The organism is Idiomarina loihiensis L2TR, from assembly GCF_000008465.1.
GTDB lineage: Bacteria > Pseudomonadota > Gammaproteobacteria > Enterobacterales > Alteromonadaceae > Idiomarina > Idiomarina loihiensis.
The window spans coordinates 1129380-1154421 of sequence record NC_006512.1; the positions used below are offsets into that span (position 1 = coordinate 1129380).

The 25042-nt window shown below is 47.5% G+C and carries 22 protein-coding genes and 1 tRNA gene; 10 read left to right on the top strand and 13 right to left on the bottom strand.

Features of this window, described 5'->3' with window-relative positions:
• Positions 1–67: 67 nt before the first annotated feature.
• The 3 genes from fabV to IL_RS05395 form a co-directional block, all read right to left on the bottom strand.
• Positions 68–1246: an enoyl-ACP reductase FabV gene (gene fabV, locus IL_RS05385; protein WP_011234302.1), complete on the bottom strand. Its 1179-nt coding sequence runs from the start codon at positions 1244–1246 to the stop codon at positions 68–70.
• A gap of 84 nt (positions 1247–1330) precedes the next feature.
• The gene (locus tag IL_RS05390; protein ID WP_011234303.1) at positions 1331–1651 is read right to left on the bottom strand and encodes a BolA family protein; all 321 of its coding nucleotides are present in this window, start codon (positions 1649–1651) and stop codon (positions 1331–1333) included.
• 116 nt (positions 1652–1767) lie between these two features.
• Positions 1768–2244: a hypothetical protein gene (locus tag IL_RS05395; protein ID WP_011234304.1), complete on the bottom strand. Its 477-nt coding sequence runs from the start codon at positions 2242–2244 to the stop codon at positions 1768–1770.
• Between the two features lie 116 nt (positions 2245–2360).
• Between IL_RS05395 and IL_RS05400 the strand changes: the two genes are divergently transcribed.
• The gene (locus IL_RS05400; RefSeq protein WP_011234305.1) at positions 2361–3671 is read left to right on the top strand and encodes a capsule assembly Wzi family protein; all 1311 of its coding nucleotides are present in this window, start codon (positions 2361–2363) and stop codon (positions 3669–3671) included.
• Here IL_RS05400 and IL_RS05405 read toward each other — a convergent pair.
• The 4 genes from IL_RS05405 to IL_RS05420 are packed head-to-tail and all read right to left on the bottom strand — an operon-like array spanning position 3668 to position 8897.
• A complete protein-coding gene (locus IL_RS05405; RefSeq protein ID WP_011234306.1) occupies positions 3668–4222 on the bottom strand; it encodes a PqiC family protein in 555 nt (184 codons plus the stop codon). The two genes, IL_RS05400 and IL_RS05405, sit on opposite strands and share 4 nt — an antisense overlap.
• The gene (pqiB, locus tag IL_RS05410; RefSeq protein ID WP_011234307.1) at positions 4215–5855 is read right to left on the bottom strand and encodes an intermembrane transport protein PqiB; all 1641 of its coding nucleotides are present in this window, start codon (positions 5853–5855) and stop codon (positions 4215–4217) included. Before pqiB ends, IL_RS05405 begins: the two co-directional genes overlap by 8 nt.
• A complete protein-coding gene (locus IL_RS05415; protein WP_081423217.1) occupies positions 5852–7105 on the bottom strand; it encodes a PqiA/YebS family transporter subunit in 1254 nt (417 codons plus the stop codon). The genes pqiB and IL_RS05415 overlap by 4 nt, the downstream gene beginning before the upstream one ends.
• Complete coding sequence (locus tag IL_RS05420; RefSeq protein ID WP_011234309.1) at positions 7068–8897, bottom strand: cation:proton antiporter; 1830 nt, start codon at positions 8895–8897, stop codon at positions 7068–7070. Before IL_RS05420 ends, IL_RS05415 begins: the two co-directional genes overlap by 38 nt.
• A gap of 174 nt (positions 8898–9071) precedes the next feature.
• On the opposite strand from IL_RS05420, the gene IL_RS05425 reads away from it, so the two are divergent.
• The 9 genes from IL_RS05425 (at position 9072) to bfr (IL_RS05460) (ending at position 18071) form a co-directional block, all read left to right on the top strand.
• Complete coding sequence (locus IL_RS05425; RefSeq protein ID WP_011234310.1) at positions 9072–10097, top strand: Fe(3+) ABC transporter substrate-binding protein; 1026 nt, start codon at positions 9072–9074, stop codon at positions 10095–10097.
• 22 nt (positions 10098–10119) lie between these two features.
• On the top strand, positions 10120–11748 hold the full coding sequence (locus tag IL_RS05430; protein ID WP_011234311.1) for an ABC transporter permease: 1629 nt from the start codon (positions 10120–10122) through the stop codon (positions 11746–11748).
• Positions 11749–12807: an ABC transporter ATP-binding protein gene (locus IL_RS05435; RefSeq protein WP_011234312.1), complete on the top strand. Its 1059-nt coding sequence runs from the start codon at positions 11749–11751 to the stop codon at positions 12805–12807.
• A gap of 72 nt (positions 12808–12879) precedes the next feature.
• Entirely contained in the window at positions 12880–13821 is a 942-nt protein-coding gene (locus IL_RS05440) for a CorA family divalent cation transporter (RefSeq protein ID WP_011234313.1), read from the top strand.
• Positions 13822–13922: 101 nt separating this feature from the next.
• The gene (locus IL_RS05445) at positions 13923–15794 is read left to right on the top strand and encodes an acetate--CoA ligase (RefSeq protein WP_011234314.1); all 1872 of its coding nucleotides are present in this window, start codon (positions 13923–13925) and stop codon (positions 15792–15794) included.
• Positions 15795–15830: 36 nt separating this feature from the next.
• On the top strand, positions 15831–16808 hold the full coding sequence (locus tag IL_RS05450; RefSeq protein ID WP_011234315.1) for a calcium/sodium antiporter: 978 nt from the start codon (positions 15831–15833) through the stop codon (positions 16806–16808).
• A 61-nt stretch (positions 16809–16869) separates the two neighbouring features.
• The gene (locus IL_RS13610) at positions 16870–17094 is read left to right on the top strand and encodes a (2Fe-2S)-binding protein (protein WP_011234316.1); all 225 of its coding nucleotides are present in this window, start codon (positions 16870–16872) and stop codon (positions 17092–17094) included.
• 33 nt (positions 17095–17127) lie between these two features.
• Positions 17128–17604, top strand: a complete 477-nt coding sequence (bfr, locus tag IL_RS05455; protein ID WP_011234317.1) for a bacterioferritin — start codon at positions 17128–17130, stop codon at positions 17602–17604.
• On the top strand, positions 17604–18071 hold the full coding sequence (gene bfr, locus IL_RS05460) for a bacterioferritin (RefSeq protein ID WP_011234318.1): 468 nt from the start codon (positions 17604–17606) through the stop codon (positions 18069–18071). Before bfr (IL_RS05455) ends, bfr (IL_RS05460) begins: the two co-directional genes overlap by 1 nt.
• 72 nt (positions 18072–18143) lie before the next feature.
• Here the strand turns inward: bfr (IL_RS05460) and IL_RS05465 are convergent.
• The 6 genes from IL_RS05465 to IL_RS05490 form a co-directional block, all read right to left on the bottom strand.
• A tRNA-Ser gene (locus IL_RS05465) sits at positions 18144–18231 on the bottom strand.
• A gap of 46 nt (positions 18232–18277) precedes the next feature.
• Positions 18278–19909 (bottom strand): methyl-accepting chemotaxis protein, encoded by a 1632-nt coding sequence (locus IL_RS05470; RefSeq protein ID WP_011234319.1) that lies wholly within the window; start codon positions 19907–19909, stop codon positions 18278–18280.
• A gap of 121 nt (positions 19910–20030) precedes the next feature.
• On the bottom strand, positions 20031–20690 hold the full coding sequence (locus IL_RS05475; protein WP_011234320.1) for a gamma-glutamyl-gamma-aminobutyrate hydrolase family protein: 660 nt from the start codon (positions 20688–20690) through the stop codon (positions 20031–20033).
• Entirely contained in the window at positions 20663–21640 is a 978-nt protein-coding gene (locus tag IL_RS05480; protein WP_011234321.1) for an amidoligase family protein, read from the bottom strand. Before IL_RS05480 ends, IL_RS05475 begins: the two co-directional genes overlap by 28 nt.
• Complete coding sequence (locus tag IL_RS05485) at positions 21633–23018, bottom strand: M28 family metallopeptidase (protein WP_011234322.1); 1386 nt, start codon at positions 23016–23018, stop codon at positions 21633–21635. Before IL_RS05485 ends, IL_RS05480 begins: the two co-directional genes overlap by 8 nt.
• A gap of 93 nt (positions 23019–23111) precedes the next feature.
• Positions 23112–25025 carry a PilZ domain-containing protein gene (locus tag IL_RS05490; protein WP_011234323.1) on the bottom strand — a complete coding sequence of 638 codons (1914 nt, stop codon included), beginning with the start codon at positions 25023–25025 and terminating at the stop codon, positions 23112–23114.
• Positions 25026–25042: the final 17 nt, after the last annotated feature.

A 25042-nucleotide genomic window follows, 5' to 3' on the forward strand; every position in this document is an offset into this window, starting at 1 on the left:
TTGTCATCGGCAACCTGAAACATTTTCCACACTTATCGTTGGGATTTTAGCATTTTTCCCACAACGCTTACCAGTTTACTTTTGGATCAATATCCGCGTCATAATCGACATTATCGAAGCCAAAACCGAATAAATGCAGGAACTCCTGATGATATCCTTCGTAATCGGCAAGCTGATGGAAGTTGTCCTGAGTGACTTGCTCCCAAAGGGCTTCTATTTTCGCTTGAGTCTTATCGTTAGTTTCGTAACCGTCCATGTGCAGTCGACCTGCTTCGTCAAGCTCAGGGTTACTATTATATAAACCTTCGGTAAACAGCCGATAAATCTGTTCGATGCAACCTTCGTGCGTGCCTTCTTCTTTCATGACTTTATAAATTAATGAAATATAAAGAGGCATAACAGGAATTGCCGAACTGGCTTGTGTTACCAACGCCTTTAATGAAGAAACGTAAGCTTTCAGATTAAGATCATCGCACTCGGCGACAAGTTCTGATGCCGCACGATCAAGATCTTCTTTTGCACGACCAATGGTTGCATGACCATAAATTGGCAATGTCAGTTTTTTACCTATGTAGGTATAAGCAGTGGTTTGGCAGTTTTCGGCCAGCACGCCTGCATTATGCAGAGCTTTAACCCAGCGCTCCCAGTCTTCACCGCCCATGACTTTTACCGTATTGGCAATATCTTCATCAGTAGCCGGATCAAGTGTCACTTCGTGTACCTGATCTTTGTCCGTATTGTAGGTTTTAGTTGTGTATTGTTTGCCTATTGGCTTTAACACTGAACTGTAGACTTCGCCGCTATCGGGGTCTTTACGTTTAGGTGATGCCAGGCTGTAAACAACGAGGTCAATTTTTCCCATGTTTTGTTTAATGTAGTCGATACTTTCCTGTTTAATTTCATCAGAAAATGCATCGCCATTAATTGAATGGAAAGCCAAACCAGCTTTGTTCGCTTCTTGATGAAAAGCGGCAGTATTATACCAACCAGCTGTCGCTGTTTTCTTTTCCGTAGGCTCTTTCTCAAAACAAACACCGAGAGTATGAGCTTCGCTGCCAAAGGCAGCAGTAATTCTTGAGGCAAGTCCGTAACCTGTGGAGCAACCTATGACGAGAACATTCTTAGGGCCATTGGTGATGGCAGGTTTATTACGGACAAATTCGATTTGACGTTTGACGTTTTCGGCACAACCCACCGGATGAGAATTGGTGCAGATAAAACCGCGAATTTTTGGCTTAATGATCATATTGATGTATCCCTGTTGTTCGCATTATTTTGGCTATTGTAACCAATCAAACCACAGGAACACATCAGACATGCGTAATTTTTCTTAATTTGCCGCTATTTTCGACCCACCCAGACAGTTCGGTGAACGTCTGGACTCTCCCAATTGCTCCCACTCACCTTGGGTATAGGTGTGTAACGCCAGTGCATGGATATGATTCATTAGTTCATCCGCTAAAATTTTATTAACCGCACGGTGACGGTTAATAAGTCTCTCTCCACTGAACTTAGGGGTCACTAAGACCACTTTAAAGTGAGATTCAGCATTAGCTCCGCCTGAATGCATATGACTTTCATCCGCGACTTCCAGATGTACTGGAGTAAACGCTTCCCGCAATTTATTTTCAATATCTAGCCCAATAGACATAACGACTCCCCCTCTGCGTTCGCCTCTAATCTTCAGTTTAGTTTACTTATACTGAATCGCAGAAATTTTTTTCAAAAACTTGCTAACTCTACGAATTTTCGGAGAATAAAGTTTGCTCAATATTCAGAGTCATCGACTGCTGCATGACACACTTCATCAATGGCGGATAAGCTGACGACAGCAGGAAAAACGGCATCAACCACTTCGCCTTTAGAAGCCTTTGCTGGTTTAACCAAATGATAGCGTTGTGCACTGACATTTCCTTCTGCCTGCCAGAGTAAAACATCGGTTTGTTTGAAAAGCTTTGATAAAGCATTTATGCCCTCGCTTCTGTGCGGCGGAAACGCCGTACTTTCCCCCGATAGGCGCCAGCCTCTGAGTTCGGCTTCCGATGCCAGCAAAGCCTCATTAATGCGGTTACGGCAAAAACTAAGCTCAATCGTTGCCCGGCTCAGTTGCCAGTTATTATTAGGCAGTAACTGTTCGTCCAGAGCTTTGACTTCAGCACTGTGCAAATCGGTTGTACCTTCCTGCCCGCAGCCACTAAGAACGGCGAGGAATAACCCTGCCACCAAAAAATTTTTAAAAGCCATAAGGAAACCTCCAAGGCTGGATATTATAACTGAAAAGCGCAGATAAACCGTTGTCTTAGTGTTAAAATTTCTGGCAGTATAGAACGTAATTTGTCATAGGGATTCAAATCAGTTTCATGTCATCCATCTCATTTTTTCGTAACACACTTATTGCTGGTGGTCTTAGCTTACTCATGACCCCTTCTGCGCTTAGCTCCGTATGGATTGAAGCAAATGATGCGGAATTGCGGAACAGCTTGATTGTATTAGCTGAATCAGGGCTTATCAAAACACCCATTCAGCAATTTCCAATAACCTGGAAAAGCTTACTGCCGGAGTTGGATGCGCTTGAATTAAAAGGTTTGAGCCCAACCCAGCAATTAGCATTACGCCATGTGCGTCATCAATTATCACAAGCTCAGAATGGGCCTAAAACACGATGGTATATCGGTGCAACGGATAGCGAGCAGGTAGTTCAGGATTACGGCGACGACACCTATGAGGAAGGCAAAATTAGCCTAAGTCGCAGTATGCACGGTACAAACTGGGCGGCAAGAATTCAGGTAAACTATCGTCAGGACCCCTTTGAAGGTGATCACAAAAAGACTCTGGATGGCAGTTACTTAGCTTACAACCTGAATGACTGGAGCTTCAGTCTGGACTCACTGCCACTGCGTTGGGGGCCGGCAGAGCACAGCAGCTTGCTGTTTTCTAACAATGCACGCCCTATGCCTAAAATTCGAATCGATTACGCTCCTGATTATCCACCAGCCGGAATGAATCCATTCAAAATCAGTTTATTCAGCGCCTATCAGGACGACGGATACAGCGACCATTACCGGGTTAACGGCATCCGCTTCTCCAGTCAGTTATTTCAACATTTATGGTTCGGCATTAGCGCCATTGAGCAGAGCGGCGACAACCGCCCCGACAACCGGATGTTGACCGCCGATGCCAGAACCGGTTTCGACTGGGGGACTCATCAGTTTTCAGCTTACGCAGAACTGGGTATTGACCGAAAACTGGAAACCGACGACAAACCGGTATATACCCTGGGCGCACAATGGATGACAGGCTCTAAAGAACGTCGTCATAGCTTCACGGTTGAATACAGTCAGTTAGACGGCGGAGAAGAACACGACTTTTATTCGCTGGACGAAAATCAAAGACAATACTTTCTGAACCACCAGCGTAATCCCGGCTCGCCTTTCCCCCGTGAGAGTCAGACTGTATCTGCCAGCTATCGCCAGTTTTCAGCCGACGGTTCTGCCTGGACGGCGCTGGTCAGTCATAGTAAAGAAAAAGACGATGACACTCTGTCACGGGCTTTACTGCGGCGCACTGAACCTGCTTTTTCGGGGTTAGTTAAACTCTCTCTGCAATACCTTGACGGCAGCAATTACGACGGCGAAGTGGGCGTTCAATTGAGTGGAGAATGGCGCTTTTAACGCGCCAGCTTCTGCCCTACTCCCAGGCTGATGGTGTCCATAACATTAAGCCAGGCTTCATCCAGAGCATTGACTAACGCAGGATAGCCGTCACTTTTCAACGGCGTGCTTTCAGTAAAGGTTCCTTTCAACACCGTCTGGCTATCCTGACTTTTATACTCCCAGTGACCCGCAACAACGGCCCGTGAGTCATTACTTCCATAAAAATCGTCAACCCAAACCGTTAGCTTGCCTTCACAATTGTCAGCCAGCAAAAGGCGCTGAACACTACGCTGAAGTTGATGCGCCAGAGGCGTACTCCAACGGTGCTGCCGGGCACTATGCCAGCGGGTTTCATCCTGCTGTAGCTGCAACCCGGGTTTCGCCGCTGAATCACCCACAAATACAGGACGCTTATCCGCATGACACAAGGCTTCCGCGGACTCACTCAAATGTGGAAGTCGATATTGCGTTATCTCATATGAGTTAGAGGAACACCCGGCGAGCAACGCAATTGCTGCACCAGTAACAAACGGCTTGAGTATTTTTGGAAAAGAATATCTGCTATTCATAAGCTTTCGGCTCCGGATCGGGCTCTATAGATGGGCTAAAAATAAGCGAGTTCGGCTGTTCCTGTAACAACTCAATTACCGGTTTTAACTCACGTGAGAGCTGCTCAATTTCAGTTAACGTTTGATTCAGCTGCTGTCGTGTCGGGGAACCTTCATTAAAACTGCCGGTAAGCTCTTTCAGCTGAATAAGATTTTGCTGCAATAACTGAGGCAATTGCTTCATTTGTGGTTGCTCAACAATAGCCGCCAAACTTTCCGACACACTATCAAGCTTCCTGGCCGTACTGTCGACCGAACTCATCGCTGCCGAAAAGTCATTAAGTCCCTGCTCCAGTGGCAACTGATTGAACTTATCCAATAGCGCCGTTAACTTTTCTTCCAGTCGAGTGAAGTCACTAGCCATTGCCGGCATAACCGGGTATCCGGCAAATATATCGTCGCCACTTTTCTCACCAGCGTTCGGATAAAAGCGAACATCGACAAATAAGGTATTGGTTAACAAGTTAGAGGCTCGGATATTCGCTCTTAAACCCTGCTTAAATAATTCTGGCAAACGTCTTTCCCAGTTTTCAATATCGGTATCGGCCACCAACCCTCTTAGGCGCTCAGGTTCAAAGCGAATAAGAATGGGAATACGTTTTAAAGGAGCTTCATCACCGTTTTCCGGGAACCAACGCAGCGGCACCTCTCTTACCGTACCAACACGCACCCCTTTAAATTGAACAGGAGCTCCTTTTTCAAGACCCGCAATAGACTCATCCAGTAAAACAACGTAATCAATACCGTGAATATAGCCTTGCTGTTTTGCTTCCTCCAGACTTTCAAACAGCTCAAACTCCTGTTCACTGGTAAGCTTATCCCCCCGTGGCTGTCCTTCAGGAACACCAAAAGTCACACTGGCTCCCAATAGGGACTCGATGGAGCCCAAAGCCAAGTCCAGTCCCTGAGAATTCCACTGAATAGAAACGCCCCGCTGCAACCAGAACCGCGTATTTTCGGTAATAAGCTCATCATAAGGAGCCTTTACAAAAATTTGATATCGAGTTTGTCGTTCATCGACCTGAAACTCCGACTGCTCTACCTGACCAACGGTGAAACCTTGATATTGCACTGAGTCACCTACTGTTACGCTGGTTTGCCCCTCGCTGGTCAAATTTAACCGGCGCCCTGGAGTTTCCTGAGAAGTAACAGGTGGCTGTTCCAGTGCTTTAAAATGCGACTGCTGCTCCTTAGAGTCTCCTGGCTGCAAACGAATATAAGCACCTGATAGTAAAGTTCCCAACCCGCTAATTCCCTGTCGTCCAATTCTGGGTTTTACTACCCAAATTCGGGTCTCCGGGTTTAACATTCGCTCGGTGCCTTCGTTCATCGCCACTTCTATAACAGCCGAAGAAAAGTCTTCCGACAGGCGCACTTCAGTAACCTGTCCGACGTCTACGTTACGAACTTTCACCTGAGTTTTTCCGGCTTCGATGCCTTCCGCGTCCCCTACCGCCACAGTAATAGTGGGCCCGGTTCCGCGCGTATCCTGCCAAACCATCCAAAGCGCCACAGCAAGAGCCAGCAGCGGTACAATCCAGACCGGTGATATGCCGGAAAATTTGCGGACCTTAGTCGTTGAACTCTCTGTCATTTATCTGCCTCTCGCCAGAATAAGCGTGTATCAAAACTCATCGCTGCAAGCATAGTAAGAACCACAGCTGCCGCGAATGAAACCGCAGCACTGCCCGGGTAAACCGACATAACGGAACCACTACGAACCAAAGCTACCAGTATCGCAACAACAAAAATATCGATCATTGACCAGCGCCCTATCCAGTCCGTCAGTTTGAATAAAATAAGACGGTGGCGAACCGTTTGCGGGGTTTGCCAGCGAGCTAATATTAGCAAAGTTATCAGCACCAGTACTTTAGCCACAGGTATAACCAGACTGGCGACAAAAACAATAGCCGCTATTGGTTTATCCCCACTTTGCCATAACTCCGTTACTCCGCCAATTATGGTTGACGGTTGGTCGCTACCAAATCGGACGGTTTCCATAACCGGTAACCAATGCGCCGGAATTAACATAATAGCGCCGGCAGTAATTAACGCGACCGTTGTGCCTGGCCTACGCCACCAGGATGTTTTCTGTGGCTCTGTGCATTGGTAACAAGTATCAGCGTTCTGAGAATTCAGTGCATAACATACCGGGCAAGTCTGTAACCCTTGTTCAAATGCTGTCATTCCGGGTTGACCGTCAGGTGCTGACTGTGGCGTTTTAATCAAATGCCGCCAAACGGGTGTCTGTTTCACCCGCTCATAAACGAAAAGTAACAGCACAACAAAGGCGCTAAAGCTCCAGAAGCCCTCCAGTAAGCGAATATCTGCCAGGCTGGAGATCTTAACCAACGCCACCAAAGTGCCAAGCAGGAAAACGTCGGTCATTAACCAGGGTTTTAGATGTTCGGTTAAGCGCAGTAAATATAGACTACTTCGGTTTCGTGCTGCGTTTTTAGCATGACTGTAAACCCAAATCAGGCTCACCAGGTAAATAAACGGAATGAGAATAACCGTTAAAAGAACTAACACAGCCAATACTTTTTCGTGAAAATAAGAAAGCTGCCACGCAGTGTCCAGTAGGGTCATTGACTGTTCAACACCGGCCGCAGAATAACGAATAAAGTCGACCGATAGACTGGCTAAAAGCATGACCAGAGCCGAGGTGGCTATTGCCACCAAAGTAAAATGCTTTGCTTTCTTACCATGCTCCAGAATGTACCCACAACGTGGGCATTCAGCTCGTTCATTCGCCGAAAGAACGACTCGTCGGCTTACCCAGTCGCATTGAGGGCAGCCGACAACATCATTCTTTTCGTTCTGCGTTATCCTGCTCGACGTCATTTTCTTCAGGCTCCGCTGAAATCATGGCTATTACCGTCCAACCCGGCTGCGGTATCAATTCCCTTTCGGTGGTAAAGATATGGAGTTTTTCGGCATCGTCCAATGCAAACATCGGCAAGGCACGAGTTCCATACTTCTGCTGATAGTCTGCAAAACTAAAACTGTCGGTAATAGGTGTCGACTTAATTTTAGCGCCTTTAAAATGCAGGCTGGCAAGTTTTGAATAAGTTACGCTGTCGCCAAACAAGTTTAATGTTTTGCGGTAGTTTTCAGTCAACTGGTGGCTGGCCCGGTAGTCCTGCTCACCACCGTTCAGGCCATGCACTTTTCTGGAACCAAACCAGTCCTGATAATACATCGACACTAAGGGGTTCAGCTGTTTGTAAGGTGACATAACTAACAGTTGACCAAGGCCAGTTAGGTCAATGTTGTTAGCGGCGTGCTCAGATGCCGGATTACCAAAATACACCGGTAAATTATCCATCCGCGCTAACTTGATGTTTTCCCAGTTAGTATCAGCCAGACGAACGGGGATGCCGCTTTCCTGTATGCTTTTTGCAACGGCCCGCGCCATTTGGTTAGCACCGAAAATTAAGAAGCCTTTGGCTTGTGGTTCCAGCAGCCCAAGCATTCTGGCTAATGGTTTCGCGGTTAAACTCTGCAATACAACGGTGGTCATTATCACCAGAAAAACCAGTGGAACAACCGCCGCGGCTTCGGTCCAGCCAGATTCTTCCATTTTTAACGCAAATAATGCAGAAACTGCCGCCGCAACAATACCGCGGGGCGCTATCCAGGATAATAAAACCTTATCTTTAAATCTTAATTCTGTTCCTATCGCAGACAACCACACAGCCAAAGGGCGCACGGCAAACAAAATAATGGCAATTAGAATAACCGCGGGTATCCCCAGCGCATCAAACTCTGCAAAATCCAGCCGCGCTGCCAAAATAATGAAAAGCGCAGAAATAAGAAGCACACTGAGGGTTTCTTTAAACTCCAGTATTTCTTCCATATTGAGATTACGGGTATTAGCCATAACCATGCCCATGACCGTAACGGTCAATAAGCCAGACTCATGCTGAATAGCATTAGATAGCGCGAAAACACCCAGCACTATGGTTAAGGTAGCAACGTTCTGTAAGTAATGCGGAAACCAGCCTCGCCCCAGAGCCAGGCCAAGCAAACGCGCTGCGCCCCAACCCAGAGCAAAGCCCAAAGCGATAGTGGTTGCAAAGGCCTGCAAAGCATGCAGGAAAGCAACATCCTGGCTGGCAATAATAAACTCGTATACCAGTACCGCGAGCAAGGCACCCAGCGGATCAATAATAATGCCTTCCCAGCGCAAAATATTCGCTAACTTATTAATCGGCCGGATAGACCGTATCATGGGCTGGATAACGGTCGGCCCTGTGACCACAACAAGGGCTCCGAACAAGGCTGAAATTTCCCAGCCATAGCCCATAATAAAATGCGTTAGTATGGCGATAACAACAAAGGTTACCAGCATGCCGATGCTAACCAGGTTGGTTACCATGCGACCATGACCACGAATTTCTTCAAATTTCAGGGTCAGGCTGCCTTCAAATAAAATAACCGCCACCGCTAATGAGACAAAAGGAAAGAGTAAATCCTCAAATAGCGAGTCTGGTTCAAGTAACCCCAGAGTGGGCCCTAGCAGTAAGCCACAAATTAACAACGGCAGTATTGCCGGCAGCTTAATACGCCACGCCAACCACTGACAACTAATGGACAATACGCCAATCAGGGCAAGCATCGATAAGTCAGACATAATTTCTCCGCTGAAAGTAAGTCGTTTTAGAATAGCAGAAGCTAACACTCTGACTACCCTCAAATAACGAATTTAGATGACTATTTTTTTAAATGAGAATGGCTATCATTATTCGCTTTGTTTGATATAATCATCGCGTTTCTCTCAAGATAGTTCGTTAAGGAGTCATCTGAAATGCGTAAGTTTCATTCACTACTGGCAATATTTGCTGCGACTTCTGCGACACTGGTGTCCTTCACTAGCGCCGCCGCTGAAGTTAATATTTACTCAGCCCGCAAAGAAGCGCTGATTAAACCCGTGCTGGAAAAATTTACCGAAGAAACCGGCATCGAAGTTAATTTATTAACCGGTAAAGCGGACGCGCTACTTGCCCGACTTAACTCCGAAGGCAAAAATACCCCGGCAGATTTATTCTTAACCGTTGACGCAGGAGCTTTGCACCGTGCTGTTCAAGCCGACGCGTTCCAGGCGGTAAGCTCTGACGAAATTAATTCAGCCGTTCCTTCTCATTTTCGCTCTACCGACAACCTTTGGTTCGGATTAAGTTTACGCGCCCGCCCTATTTTTTACTCACCAGAGCGCGTTAACCCGGACGAACTGGAATCTTATTTAAGCCTGGCGGATGATAAGTGGAGCGACCGTATCTGCATCCGCTCTTCCAATAATTTGTACAACCAGTCGTTAGTTGCTGCGCTAATTGAACACCACGGCGCAGAAAAAACGGAAGAATGGGCTGAGGACTTTGTCGCAAACTTTGCCCGTAAACCGGTTGGCGGTGACCGTGACCAAATTAAAGGCGTTGCCTTTGGTGTTTGCGATATCGCAGTTGCTAATACCTACTACTTTGGCCATATGCTGAACTCTGATGACGCAGAAGAAAGTGCAGCGGCCGAAAAAGTGAAGATATTCTGGCCAGCTCAGGACAAACAAGGTGCCCATGTGAACGTTTCTGGTATAGGTATCACCAAACACGCTAAAAACGTTGACGAGGCTCAAAAGCTAATCGAGTTCCTGGTCTCTGAAGAGTCACAAAAATGGTATGCTCAGGCAAACTATGAATACCCGGTTCGCGAAGGCGTTGAGTGGAGTGAAACACTCCAGCAATGGGGTGACTTTAAGCAGGATGACATTGAAATGGATATTCTGGGTGAAAATAACGGCGACGCCGTGCGCTTAATGAACCGTGCCGGCTGGCGTTAATTTGCTACCAGGAGATGCATAAATGAACCGTGGCACGCTGTTGCTGTTTGCCGTCGCGGTCTTGATAGGGCTACCACTCATTGTGGTAGCTTTGTCGTTACTGAACCCTCAATGGGACACTCTGCAACATCTTTGGCAAACCGTGATACCGGAATACATCGGTCATTCAGTGATCTTATTATTCGCTGTCGGTACCGGTGTCACTTTGCTTGGGGTAAGTACTGCCTGGTGTATTAGTCAATACGACTTTCCTGGCTGGCGCTGGCTAAGCTGGGCGTTATTACTTCCATTAGCAATGCCCGCCTACATTACGGCCTATACCTATACCGGCCTGCTCGACTATGCAGGCCCTGTGCAAGGCCTTCTCCGGGACATTTTCTCCGTCAATATAGGTGAGTACTGGTTTCCGCAAATACGCAGTCTGAACGGTGCTATTTTTGTTCTCTGCATTGTTCTTTACCCCTACGTTTACCTTATTACCCGCTCCGCTTTCATGCAGCAATCGACAACCGCGTTTGAAAGTGCGAAAACCCTGGGTGCCAGCTCATTAAGAAGTTTTTGGAGAGTTGCTCTGCCACTGGCGCGTCCGGCTATAGCAACCGGCGTCACTCTGGCGTTAATGGAAACTCTGGCCGATTACGGCACCATGGAATACTTCGGAGTCACGGTATTTACCACAGGTATTTTCCGCACCTGGTACGGTATTGGTGATGCGCAGGGAGCGCTGCAGCTATCGGCTTTACTGCTGGTATTTGTCATTATTTTGATAATGGTCGAGCGTTACTCAAGACGCCGGGCTCGTTTTTATCAGCAGCGTTCTGCAACCCAACCTCCTCAACGCCGGCCATTAAGCGGCTGGCGGGCGGCGCTGGCTTCGCTGGTTTGCTGGCTACCCGTCGTGCTTGGTTTTATTATACCGGCAACACAACTCCTCTGGTGGTCGGTTCAGAAGTCTGAAATATGGCAGCAAAGCGAATTCTGGGTGCTAACCTTTAACACGCTTTGGTTGGGTTTATTAGCCGCATTAATCACTGTCGCTCTGGCGTTATGGCTTGCTTATGGTCGCCGTAGCCACCCTACCCGTCCCTTGCGGGCCGCTATCAGCCTGGCGGGCATGGGCTACGCTATTCCCGGTATTGTTATAGCGGTTGGGTTGTTGTCACCTTTAGCCTGGCTTGATAATCAAATTATCGCTACTAGTGAATGGATATTTGACTTTAATCCCGGGCTATTATTTTCCGGTACCGTTATCGCGCTTTTATTTGCCTACAGCGTTCGGTTTTTATCCGTGTCATTGCAAACCGTTAACTCGGGGCTGGAACAAATTACACCGCAAATGGACGATACAGCGCGAACTCTGGGCGCCAGCGGTAAACGTATTTTATGGCGGGTTCATTTGCCGTTGCTCCGCAGCCCGTTGCTGGCTGCGCTAATTTTAGTACTGGTTGATGTCATGAAAGAACTACCGGCCACGCTGGTGTTACGTCCGTTTGACTTTAACACCCTGGCGGTGCGCGCATTTGAAATGGCGTCAGATGAACGCTTAGCCGATGCCGGGCCACCCGCATTGATGATTGTCGCAGTCGGGTTAATTCCGGTTATTATGCTGTCCCGGGCCTTACGCAGCAAAACACTGAAAACAGGAGAGTAAATGAGCACATTACTGAAGATTGACGCAGTCAGCATCCAGCTCTCCGGTGACCTCATCGTAGACAGACTGAGTTTGTCTCTGGAGCCAGGTGATATTGGCTGCCTGCTCGGCCCCAGCGGCTGTGGTAAAACCACTTTGCTGCGCGCTATAGCCGGTTTTATTCCGGTTTCCAGTGGACAGGTTGAGCTGCATGGAAAAACCGTCTCATCCGGCCGGGTGCAAATACCAACCGAGCAAAGACAAGTGGGTATGATGTTTCAGGACTTTTCATTGTTCCCGCACTTAACCGTGGCCGACAATATTCGTTTTGGCATTAATCGTTTACCTAAAAAACAGCAGGAAGAGCGAGTTAAAGAGCTACTCATCCGCATTGGTCTTAACGGTTATCAAAATCGCTACCCGCACGAGCTATCCGGAGGGCAACAACAACGTATTGCTCTGGCCCGTGCTCTGGCTCCGAAACCTAAACTGATGCTGCTTGATGAGCCCTTCTCCAGTCTTGATGCCGAACTACGCGAAGTTCTGGCTCACGACGTAAGACGATTGCTAAAAGAAGAAGGTATTACCGCCTTGCTGGTTACTCATGATCAGCAGGAAGCCTTTGCCATGGCAGATAAATCGGGCGTCATGTATTCAGGTCAGCTACTGCAGTGGGAAACGCCTTATGCCCTTTATCATCAACCAACGCATCAACTGGTCGCCGACTTTATTGGCCGCGGCGTTTTGCTCAATGGCGAAATAAGAGAACATCAATTACATTGTGCATTTGGAATCATAGAGCACTCTCAGTTGCACAACAAACCCGACATGAGTGTTAACTTTTTAGTTCGCCCCGATGATGTATTAATTAATAACGATAGCAGTATGCAGGCCATAGTGGTTGGCTGCGGTTTTCGTGGTTCTCATTATCTCTATACTCTGGAGCTGGCCGACACCAGTCACGTGCTGGCTGTAGGTCCTTCGCATCAACCGTTAAAGACAGGCGAACAAATCGGGATTGATATCGACTTTGATCACTTAGTGGTATTCGACTCGTCTTTGTGCGAATTGCCTGACTAATTAGCCCGTAAAACAATGACAAGTTGAATGCCTCACTATAGACTTTGAATAATTGTCATATGTGAGGATTCTATGGATTTTTTAATTGACGCCTGGGATTTCAGTCAGCATCCCGCAAAACAACTTCAGTCGCCATCGAGCGCCGCAGAAAACACCTGGTTTCATTTTCAGCGTGATGCCGATGGGTTGACCGAGTGGTTAACTCAAGCCGGTATACCTGAGCCTCTGATTGATGCGGTACTGGAAGAAGACACCCGCCCTCGTTTTCAGCGTTTACCCGACGGTTTCATGCTGTTGCTACGGGGCGTTAATTTAAACACCGGCGAATCTCCCGAAGACATGCTCAGCCTGCGCTTACTCTATTATAAAGGCGCGTTGTACAGTTTTCGTAAGCGCCCTTTTTTATCCATAGCAAAATTGCGTGAGCAACTTGACCAACAAATGGGGCCGGAGTCGTTACACGACTTTATCGTTGCCCTAATTGAGCAACTGAACTTACGAATTGAAGATGTGGTGTCCTCGGCAGAACAGCAACTGGAAGTCATTGAAGGTGAAGGCTTTGATAATACGGCATCGGTTCAGATAAAACTCACCGCTTTGCATCGTCGTCTGTTACGCCTTAACCGCTTTATCCGCCCGCAGTTGGCCGCTTTAGAAAAACTCAGTACCGAAACCGAAAAGGTTATGAGCACAGAGTTGCACCAGTGGCTTATCAATGAGCGCGATACCACTCAGCGCTTATTCGAGCAAATTGACCTGATGCTGGAGCAAGTCTGGATGCAGCGCGAGCAACTGCAGCAGGCCATAGCCGAAAAAATGAATCGCAACACCTATTGGCTCTCGGTTATTGCCGGAGTGTTTTTACCTCTCAGTTTTTTAACCGGTGTTTTTGGAATAAACATTGGTGGCATGCCCGGGGTAGAAAGTGAAGGTGCATTTATGATTTTCTGTGGTGCGCTGGTAATTATCGCTATTGTCGAATTCCTGTTGTTGAGACGCCTGAGATTCTGGTAAACCTGACTTATATCAAAGCGGTTTAGACCTAAGTCGAATAGGAAATTTAAGCCAACAGAATATGCTTAAAGGCTCTGCATAAAAGGATTTGAGGTAGTGCTATGCAAGCCTATAAAAACGTTTACTCCGAAGCTCAGCAAGATCCTGAAGGTTTTTGGCTAGAGCAAGCGCGTCGCTTAAATTGGTTCAAAACGCCTAAAGTCGCTGCACAGGTCAAAAAGAATGGACTGGCAGACTGGTTTCCGGACGGCGAAGTTAACATCAGTTATTTAGCACTCGATGCACAAATTGAAGCAGGCCGCGGCGAGCAAGTCGCTTTGTATTACGATTCCCCGGTAACCCAAAGCAAAGCAAATTACACCTTTAACCAGTTGCGTGAACAGGTTGCCTGCTTTGCTCATGTCCTGAAGCAACAAGGCGTAGAAAAAGGCGACCGGGTTATTATTTATCTCCCCATGATCCCGCAAGCTGCTATTGCAATGCTGGCCTGCGCCCGCATTGGGGCAATTCACTCGGTCGTCTTTGGTGGTTTCGCAGCGCACGAACTGGCTGTTCGAATCGACGACGCGGCTCCCAAACTCATTATCACCGCGTCTTGTGGTATTGAGGGGACAAAAGTTCTGCCCTACAAACCTATTGTGGATAAAGCTTTGGCGGAAGCGACCTACAAGCCGCGTACCATTGTCTATCAGCGCGAGCAGTGCCAGGCAGAAATGCAGGAAGGTCAGGACACCGACTGGGAACAGGCGCTGACGACAGCAAGCCCTTTAGAAGCTATTCCTCTACCGGCAACTCATCCTCTTTATATTCTTTATACCTCGGGCACTACGGGCAAACCGAAAGGCGTTGTGCGCGACCACGGTGGCTATGCCGTTGCCCTGAATTTTTCCATGAATTACGTTTACGGATTAGAGCCCGGGGAAGTCTTCTTCACGGCATCCGATGTAGGCTGGGTCGTAGGTCACTCTTATATTGTTTATGGTCCCCTGCTTTTTGGGTGCAGCAGTGTACTCTACGAAGGCAAGCCGGTTAATACGCCAGATGCAGGAGCTTTCTGGCGCATCGTTCAGGACTATAACGTCAGCGCCATCTTTTCTGCTCCGACGGCTTTCCGGGCAATAAAGAAAGAAGATCCTGAAGGCGAATTTATTCAGCGCTATGACTTAAGCTCGTTGAAACGCATTTATATGGCAGGAGAGCGTTTAGATCCCGCTACCTATGAATGGACAACCGAATTAACCGACTTGCCGGTTTACGACCACTGGTGGCAGACCGAGAGCGGCTGGCCAATGTGCGCTAACCCTGTCGGTATTGGAGCAGTAAAAGTAAAACCCGGCTCTTCCACCTTTCCGGTTCCCGGCTACGAAATTAGTGTTCTGGATCCTCTCGGCAAAGGTTTAGGCAGCAAAGAAGAAGGTGCAATTTGTGTACGGTTGCCTTTGCCACCCGGTTGCCTGACCACCGTATGGGGCGATGAGCAACGCCTGCACAGCAGTTATCTCAACGCTTTCCCGGGTTATTACTGCAGTGGCGACGGGGGTTACATCGATGAACAAGGCTATGTTTTTATCATGGGCCGTACAGACGATGTAATAAACGTTGCCGGCCACCGTTTATCCACCGGAGAGATGGAAGAAATTCTGGCCGCTCACAAAGACGTTGCTGAATGCGCCGTTGTCGCACAACCCGATGAACTAAAAGGTGAGTTACCGGTTGGTTTCGTTATTCTTAAAAACTCTTCCACTATTGCTCACGAGCAATTACAACAGGAACTTATCCAGTCAATACGTGCAGAGATTGGCGCTATTGCCTGCCTGAAAACCTTACACATAGTATCCCGGCTACCTAAAACTCGCTCAGGAAAAATATTGAGACGTCTTATTCGGCAGGTATTACAGGGCGACGATGTTGCTGTTCCTTCAACCATTGATGATCCGTCAAGTATTGATGCTATTAAGGAAACCATGCGTTAAACTAGCGCCCTTTCTTTTAAACAGGATCAGGGTGTTATGACGTTATCGATTGTTGCGGTCATTATAGGTTTGGCTGTTTTGGTCTGGAGTGCTGACCGCTTTGTTGAAGGCGCAGCCGCAGTAGCAAGACATCTGGGCATGGCGCCATTAGTTATCGGTATGGTCATTATTGGCTTTGGTACATCGGCGCCGGAAATGGTTGTATCGGCACTGGCATCAATGCAGGGCAACCCTGCGTTGGCACTGGGTAACGCTTATGGCTCGAACATAACCAACATAGCACTGGTTTTAGGTATTACCGCTATGCTCGCCCCTATTGCGGTTAAATCTGTGGTTATACGTCGCGAGATGCCAGTTCTAATAGCCATAACCCTGTTAAGCGCTGTATTTCTGCTTGACTATCAAATCACCCGGCTGGAAGCCATTTTTCTGTTAGTTGTTTTTGTTGGCTACATGGGCTGGTCTGTATGGATAGGTTCAAAAAGCAGCGACGACAGCTTAGCCGCAGAGTTCACCGAAGAACTCGACTCTAACCCTCTGCCAATGAAACCCGCCATTATGTGGCTTATTGTTGGCTTACTACTGCTCATTGTCAGTTCACGTGCTTTAGTCTGGGGTGCCGTGAACATAGCGGTGTCACTTGGCGTCAGCGATTTAGTCATCGGTTTGACGGTGGTCGCCATTGGTACCTCCTTACCAGAGCTGGCTTCAGCCATTGCGGCAACCCGCAAGAATGAGCACGACCTGGCACTGGGTAACGTTATCGGCTCGAATATGTTTAACACCCTAGCCGTCGTCGGTATTGCCGGTGCTATTGAACCGGTTTCGCTTGAACCTCTGGTGTTAAGCCGCGACTGGGTTGCCATGGCGGTACTGACATTGCTGCTAATGGTCTTTGGTATTCGCAAGGCACGGCAAGGTCGAATTAACCGCGTGCACGGTTTTATCTTTATCTGCCTGTACTTGCTCTACACCTTATACTTGTTGAAAACCGGCTTCATCGCCCCTCAATAAACACTATTGCAAATCGTTCGCATTTAACATAGACTGTCACTATCAAGTGAGGTGATAGTCTATGTATGTTTGTCTTTGTAAAGGTATTAACGATAAAGTCATCCATCAGGCCGTAGTTTCTGGTGAGGTGAACTCAATGCGAGACTTACGCCAGCAATACGGTGTAGCCTCACAGTGCGGGTGTTGTAAAAGCTGCGCCAAAGATGTTCTTCACGAAGCCCTCGAGCAACGTTCTAATCAAGCAGGTAAAGAGACTCAACTTCCGGTTTCCGTATGCTACACTTAATTCATACCTAGTGAATTAAGGAGTAATACGGCTATGAAAGGTGATGCTAAAGTCATCCAGCAACTGAATAAAATACTGACGCTCAAACTTACCGCCATTAATCAGTACTTTCTTCATGCCCGCATGTATCGTAACTGGGGCTTTGAAAGTTTGAACAAGCCTGTTTATAAAGCCTCTATTAATGAAATGAAGCACGCCGATGTGCTTATCGAACGCATTTTATTTCTGGAAGGCATTCCTAATTTGCAGGAACTCGGTAAGTTATACGTTGGTGAAGACCCAAGAGAAATGCTGGAAATGGACCATAAAGTCCAGTTTAATGATGTCAGCGCAATACGCGAAGCCATAAAAGAGAGTGAGATACACAAAGACTATGTCAGCCGTAACGCTTTACGCGATATTCTCGACTCGCAGGAAGAACATCTAGACTGGATTGAAACTCAAATCGATTTGATATCGCGCCTGGGCAACGAGGTCTATTTGCAAACCAAAATTCAAGGAGCTGAATAATGCGCAGAGATAACAATGTAGTTGAGCAACTCAACCGTCTTCTGGCTTTTGAGTTGACTTCTATTGACCAGTACACCTCACATTCTCGCCAATACGAAGACATGGGTTTAATGAAGCTTTATGAGCGCATTAACCATGAAATTGACGACGAACGCGGCCATGCGGACTTGCTCATTCGCAGAATTTTATTTCTGGAAGGCAAACCCAACATGAGCAATCGCGAACCACATACCATAGGTTCGGATGTCCGGGAGATGCTGGAAAATGATCTGAAGCTTGAGCACAACAACGCCAAAACACTGCGTGAAGTCATTGAATACTGCGAAGAAGTTGACGATTACGTTACCCGCGAAATGCTGGTCGGTATTTTAAAAGATACCGAAGAAGATCACGCGTACTGGCTACAGATACAGCTGAACTTAATGGATCGACTGGGTGAGCAGCTCTATTTACAAAGCATGATGTAAATACAGTTCTCATACAGCCCCCTCTTTCTGCAGACACAAAAAAACCGCCTCAAGGGCGGTTTCTTTTGTATCTGGCGGAGAGAGAGGGATTCGAACCCTCGATACGTTGCCGTATACACACTTTCCAGGCGTGCTCCTTCAGCCACTCGGACACCTCTCCAGAACGGCCGCTATGGTAGGGGTTTTAGCCGTTCTAATCAAGGGGTTTAAGCAATTTTAAAGCGTTTCATGCCATTATTTAATCGTTTTGCCAGTTCGTTCAGCTCACGGCTGGCTTCACTAATTTGCTCTGAGCCTGCTGCGGTTTGCTCAGCAGCCTGAGTAATGGATGTGAAGTTCTGGTTTATCTCTTCCGCTACGGCAGTTTGTTCTTCCGCTGCAGTCGCAATTTGCGCGTTCATGTCGCTCATTTTTGCAACCGAGCTATTCACGGCATGCAGAGACTTACCGGCGGAGCGCGCCTGTTCAACACTTTCTGCGGCTTTTCCTCTGCCTTTTTCCATAACGGTAACAGCGTCGTTGGCACTCACTCGCATGGTTTCAATTAAGCTTTGAATATTACGGGTTGAGTCCTGAGTTCGGTTCGCTAGTGCGCGGACTTCATCAGCAACCACCGAGAACCCGCGGCCATGTTCGCCGGCACGGGCGGCCTCAATTGCGGCATTCAACGCCAGTAAATTGGTCTGGTCAGCAATGCCTTCTATCACTTCCAGTACTTTATGAATTTCTGCCGTGTTATCAGACAACTGACCAATAACTTTTGACGCACCTTCAACCTGGTTTGCCAGCTCTTCAATAGATCGTATGGTCGCTTCAACTTCACGGCTACCACCAACAGTCTCTTTATCAGTGTCGTCCGCCAACTGAGCCGCCTGCTCTGTATGCTGAGCAACTTCCCGCACCGTCTGTGCCATCTGATGAATTGCCGTTGCACCCTGAGTGGTCTGCTCTTGCTGCTGAACCACTAATTGCTGGTTATCATTCGCGGTTTCAGACAACTCGTTCGATGAGTTCAGAATCGTATCTGCGGAGTCATTAACATCCTGCAGAATTTCTCTAAGTTGACGAGCCATGCGGTTAACGTCCGCCATCATGCTATCTTCATAGCGTGTCCGGGTTGAAACCGTTAAGTCACCGTCTGCAATGCGCTGCAATACCTCGGCGGCCTCTTCGGGCTCACCGCCTATGGTATGAGTCAGCTTGGCCACTATCCGCCAGGCTGCTATACCACCACTAATAATGGCAAAAGCAGTCACCCACCACATTAAAGTGGCGAAATTTGCACTGCGGTCCATAACACCTTCGGTACCTGACGCTATATTCTGCTCCTGATAGTCGATGAAGGTATTAATACGATTCAGCCATTCAGCATAAACCGGAGACAGTTCATTCAGTACGTATTCCTGCGCCTGTTGTCGTTGACCTGAACTCAGCAAACGCTCTGTTTCATCCGCGGCGGCCAGTCCACGCACTTGTACGTCTTCAATAGCAGCCAATAATTTACGTTCTTTGCTGCTAACTAAAGTGCTGTCAGAAAAAATAGCACTCATACCCTTATCTGCTGTGTTGTAATTCGCCTTTAAATCATCAATTAGCTCACGCAGCGGAGGGCGATCCGCGGCATCATCCACAAGTACTAAATCGCGCAGAGCAATAGCACGGTCATGGACACTGCCACGGTAATTAATAGCAAAGCGTTGTTTTTCACTTCCTACTTCATTCACTCTTGTTAGTGTTTTATCGATTTCGCTAACCTGATACGTACCGACAATGGTCGTTATAACAAGTAACAGCAGAATAAAGGCAAACCCCGCGTACAACCGATTTGCTATGGTCATGTAATGCTCCAGAAAGTGATGATGATATATTTATCTATGTAATTGAACGATTATACTAATAAGGTTCAAAGATGGATCAAAAAAATTGATGTATTGACGAGGGTATAATCGAAATGTTCAATTATTGTTTGATAAGCCAACGGAAAATTCTGAGCTGACTGGGTACATAGAAAAGATACTCAGGATGCCACTGTACGCCAATAATAGTTTGTTCGGTCTGCCCTTCAGAAGCCTGTAGAAAACCATCGAGATCCCAACCCACAGCAAGCATCCCGACGCCAGTTTGCTTCACAATTTGTGAATGCAAACTGTTAACTCGCAGTTTTTGTTTTTTACAAATTTTCGCCAACTGGCTCCGGGGCTCAATAAATACCTGCTTAGTTGGCAATAACCCGGGTCTGTTATAGGTTAGCTGTCGTAGCTCCCTAATATTCTGGTTCAGTTCACCACCCAGCACCACATTAATCAATTGTGAACCACGACAAATACCTAACAGAGGCTTTTTTTCTTCCAGAGCCCAGCGTATCCAGGCAATTTCAAGCTCATCTCTGTCGGGGTCGTATTCGCCGTCACGCTCCGGTGGTTGATTATACTCGGATGGACTAATGTCATCGCCGCCGCCAATAATCACGGCGTCGACTCCTTCGTGGTCACAGCTGTGTCTGACACTCGCGCGCACAGGAGTTGCCCCAAGACACTTAAGAATAAGCCAGGTACACCACCAGGAAGGAGACCACCGTCTGGCGGTTCCTGTTACAACCACTCGCGGTCTTTGAGCCATTGCTGCAACCTTTCCTTCCAGTCTTTTTCTGAAACCCCTATTAGCGGGCGTTCAGCATCAGTGAACGCTTGCTTCCAGTAATCTAAAGCCTGTTCGTCGTTCGCCAGAGCATCCACTATCCACCAAATTTTCCATGGTTCGGTTAAATCCCAGTCAGGGTGTTCAAGCTGACAATTCGGTAAACGATAATGAAATGTCGGGCGGGCTTTAATCTTATTATCTTCCACCGCTTTCATAATTTTTTCTTCATTCAGAAAAGCAAACAGCGGCAACATATCCAGCGCCCGGTTACGGGTGGCATTATGTTCCAGATAATCATTAATTAGTTGCTCCCGGCTTACCTCCTGCTGAGAAACCAGCAAGCGAATGTAGGCTTCAGGATATTTATCAATATAAGGACTCAGCTTTCGTGTTGTATCAACCCGGTGAGCCTCTACCAGCCACCATTGCAACAAAGAAAATGCCTGCAAATAACGCAGCAGGACATTTGGCTCTAACGACGGCACCTCCGGGTTAATATGCACACCATAAGCAGCAATCCAGGACTCATCAGTGCCCTTCGCACCTGCTTCCCGTAAAGCATCGGTCACAGGAATTAACCGCTCACACTGCTCAAGAGTCAATGGCGGGCAAACAATTTCGATAGGTACCAGGTTCTCAGCTATGCTGCCTAACTCGCGCACCCAGGCAGAATTGTCTCCGCCTTCTGCTTTCGCTTTTCGCTTTAAATAGTCCCAGTCTATCTCAACTGTAAATGAACCCAGTTCATCCACTTCAACTTTTTGTTCCGCTTTAGAGACCGCAACCCGTTTCCCCGACAACTGTTGTTGCAGAACTTCGACAGTTCTCTCCAGAGTTAAACCGCTAAACTCCAGTTCGAAACCGACTCTTCGGTCTTCCCCTTCATAATTTAGCGGCTCGGTTAATGCTTTGAACAACGTTTTACTCAATAGAAAATGTCCCCGCTGGTCCCGGAAATACAACTGGGCTTTCAAAGCCATCGTTACTGACACTAGCTACACCGAAAATGTAATTATCGATCACCACATTCTCCAGTGTGTATTCGTTTACGTTACCCACATAGCGGCTGAACTGCCACTGAGGAGCACTGGTTAAGCGCCAGTAAACTTTATAACCCGCAATATTTTCTTTATCTTCCTCTTGCGCCGTCCAGCGCAGGGTTGTATCCGGTTTTACTGCACCTTCTATTTCGACATTAGCAGGAGGCCTTGGCGCCCAAGACATGCTTGCCATAGAAACCGCGTTCAGCGCTGTCAGTTTAGCGGCGTAGTCAAAGTCTACGCCATCGATGGTATCGCCATATTCAATGCCATCTTCCACACGAAGGTCCTGGTGCTGACGGTTATAATTTTCGTTGGTTTCCATAATGCGGATACCGGCATAGCCTAAATCATTAAAAGGTCTATGATGCCCACCACGACCAAAGCGATCTAAGCGATAAACAATCATAGTGTCTAAATTATTGATGTAACGATCAGCCACTGTATCAATGTAGCGGGCTAAGTTGCGTGAAGGAGAATCCACTTCGCCACCATAAAAACGGCGCATGGTTGCTTCGCGATCCGATTCATTCATACGGGTGCCTTCAGCAAAAATACGTGCAGTGGTGTTATCAATAACCCCGTTAATACCTTCAATATTACCAATCATGTCATTATTAAGCACAGCGGTCAGATGCCAGTCGTCATCTTTCGCTTTTTTGGCCAGAATTTTGCCGCCAAACAGACCTTGTTCCTCGCCTGCCAGTGCCGCATAAACAATAGAACCATCAAATTCGTACTGGGTTAGCACTCGTGCCGCTTCTAACGCGCCAGCGACACCAGAGGCATTATCGTTTGCGCCCGGGGCGTCGGAGGTATAATCCATGACATCACTAACTCGCGAGTCGATGTCCCCGGACATCATCACATAACGATTAGGGTCTGTTTTACCACGCTGAACCGCAATGACACTTTTCACTTCCACAGGGTCAGGTATGCGCTCTTCTCCCGAAATCGTGTCGCTGACGTACATCACTTCAAGGCAACCACCACAGGCTTCGGATATGCGCTCAAATTCAGCATAAATCCAGCGCCGCGCAGCACCAATGCCTCGCGTATCAGATTCCGTTTCAGATAAGGTATGGCGCGTGCCGAAATCCACCAGCGTCTGAATATCGCTTTCAATGCGATCAGCCTGCATGGCACCGGCTATTTCATGTAACTTTTCCTGCTCTTTATAGTCAATGCTATCCTGAGCGATAGCACTCAGCGGAGTGGCTAAACCAACACTTACCGCCAGTAATGAACTTGTCCACGATTTGAACATAATTGAATACCTGTTAATTAATGAGCTTGTTTGGATTATGCGGTATATAACGCAGGATGGAAAGCCACGCGCAGGAGCAGCAAACGGTAACCTTTATAACTGCTCCGTTAGTTGCGCAAGCCCGCTTAGAGTCTGAGTCACGTCTGTCAGGGTTATGACGCCGCGCAGTTGTTTAAAACTGGATTCAAGCTCCTTTGCGCGATGCGGCAGGTAGCGTTGAATATAAGACAAATCTGTCGTCAACCCGGCTGCTATTTGATGCTGACATGGCTGCCCTGTTACCAGCAGCGCAAGAAAGTTATCATCCTCGTCAAGAAAACGAATGTATTCTGCCGCCTCTTCAAAGCTGTCGTACTCGCTAATTTCCCGCCCCATAACGCCGTCTTTCTGAGTGGCCTGAGTAACTCTTAACAGTAATATACGCGGCGACAAGTTGCTGTTCTCAGACACTCGACGCAATGCCTTTCTTAGCTCGGAGCTCAGCCGCCGTCCGCCGAGTAAGCGTTCGTTGTTTGCTAACCAAAATTCAGTATCATCAAACAATTTCGGTAAGCCTTCAGAAACGGGCATTAATGCGGCCAGCTGAGGCTCCCAGTCAACGCCGCTTTTATACAAAAATAAGGCGCTGGATAAAGCATAACGAAACATGTTCTGCTCAGCTGACGCTTCAGGACTAAGCAGTTTACAACTCAGTGCTTTAGCTCCTTTGGTCTGGTATTCCTGTAGTACCGATAATTTCAGCTTCTCATTGGAATGTTCGCGCCAAAGTGGAGTTTTTATCGCATTAAATTCGCCGTAGACTAGCTCATCGTCTTTGCTGTGAGTGAGCGTCAGTTGATAACACCTTGCCCCATAACCTGCCGCACGCAATGCGTTCAACGTAGCAATTAAGCTTTTTTCTTTTTGTATAGCCTGCAGCGGCAGTAAGTACTCACGCCAGACTTTATTTATGGGCAGGCTAATACGAAACAAGGTAACTTGCCGCCTTGTGGGTTTCCTGGCTTTTCGCAACTCATTTATCACAGACTGAACCCACGGTTGCTCAATAAGCTCCGCAATAAGGTCACCCTGATGTTGCTGCCAGCTGTTCAGCAGGGTCTGATTTGATTTTGTCTGAACTAAAGCGCAGCACCCTGAGCCATCTTTTAAAATGAATGGCACAGCCTGAACAGCATCAAACCAACAACTTTCATGCACCCGGGCTGTAACCCTCTGGGCTAAATGCTCAACATTGACTTTATAGCGACGCCGGGACTTGTTCAACATAGCCGCTAAAAACCGACCAAGTTCGTCATCGCCAGTTTCATCCATGCGCCTTAAACGTAAGTAAAGACAAAAGTCTTTTTCTTTAAGCCCTACTACCCGGTATTCGTATTCCTGGGTTGCGTCAAACACAAAGTCGTCGCTAAGCCCTGAAAAGTAAACCTTTACGCGTGCATACTTCAAGCCGGTTAGTTGAGGATCAAAACCTAGCTTTAGCTGCAGTCCATTATTAGAGATGTCCACAGTCATAGCGCTGAATTCCTGGCCATCGGCCAGTTCCATGGTCACAGCGCTGACCAGGTTAATCCGTTGCTCACAACGTTGGTACTCACGCCCGGCCACGAAACTGGCAAGCGCCTTCTCTTGTTCCTGCTGGGCTAAGGCTTTGTCTTCCGCTAACTGCTGATGCTGTGTTTTCAACGCTAATATTTGCTGTTTCGTGTCGTTTGTAAAAACACCCTTATACAGTCGTAAGCCGTCTTCAAATAATCGTTTCGCAGCTAAATCAAAATAATGTACGCGCCCCTGAAAAGGGTAAGCTTCAATTTCGGACTGAATTTTCTTGCGAAGATCTATAACACCCAAAGCTGGTTTCGCTAACTCGGTAATGCGCATACGCGCCTGCAGCCTCTCGGGCCCGCTAAGATGTTTTGTTTTACGTTTAAACAGAGACTCAAATTGAGAGCGGTGATAATCTGTTTTAAGCTCATCAATCAGACTTTCTATTGAAGGGTCACTGCTCATAATGGGCTATTGTTCAG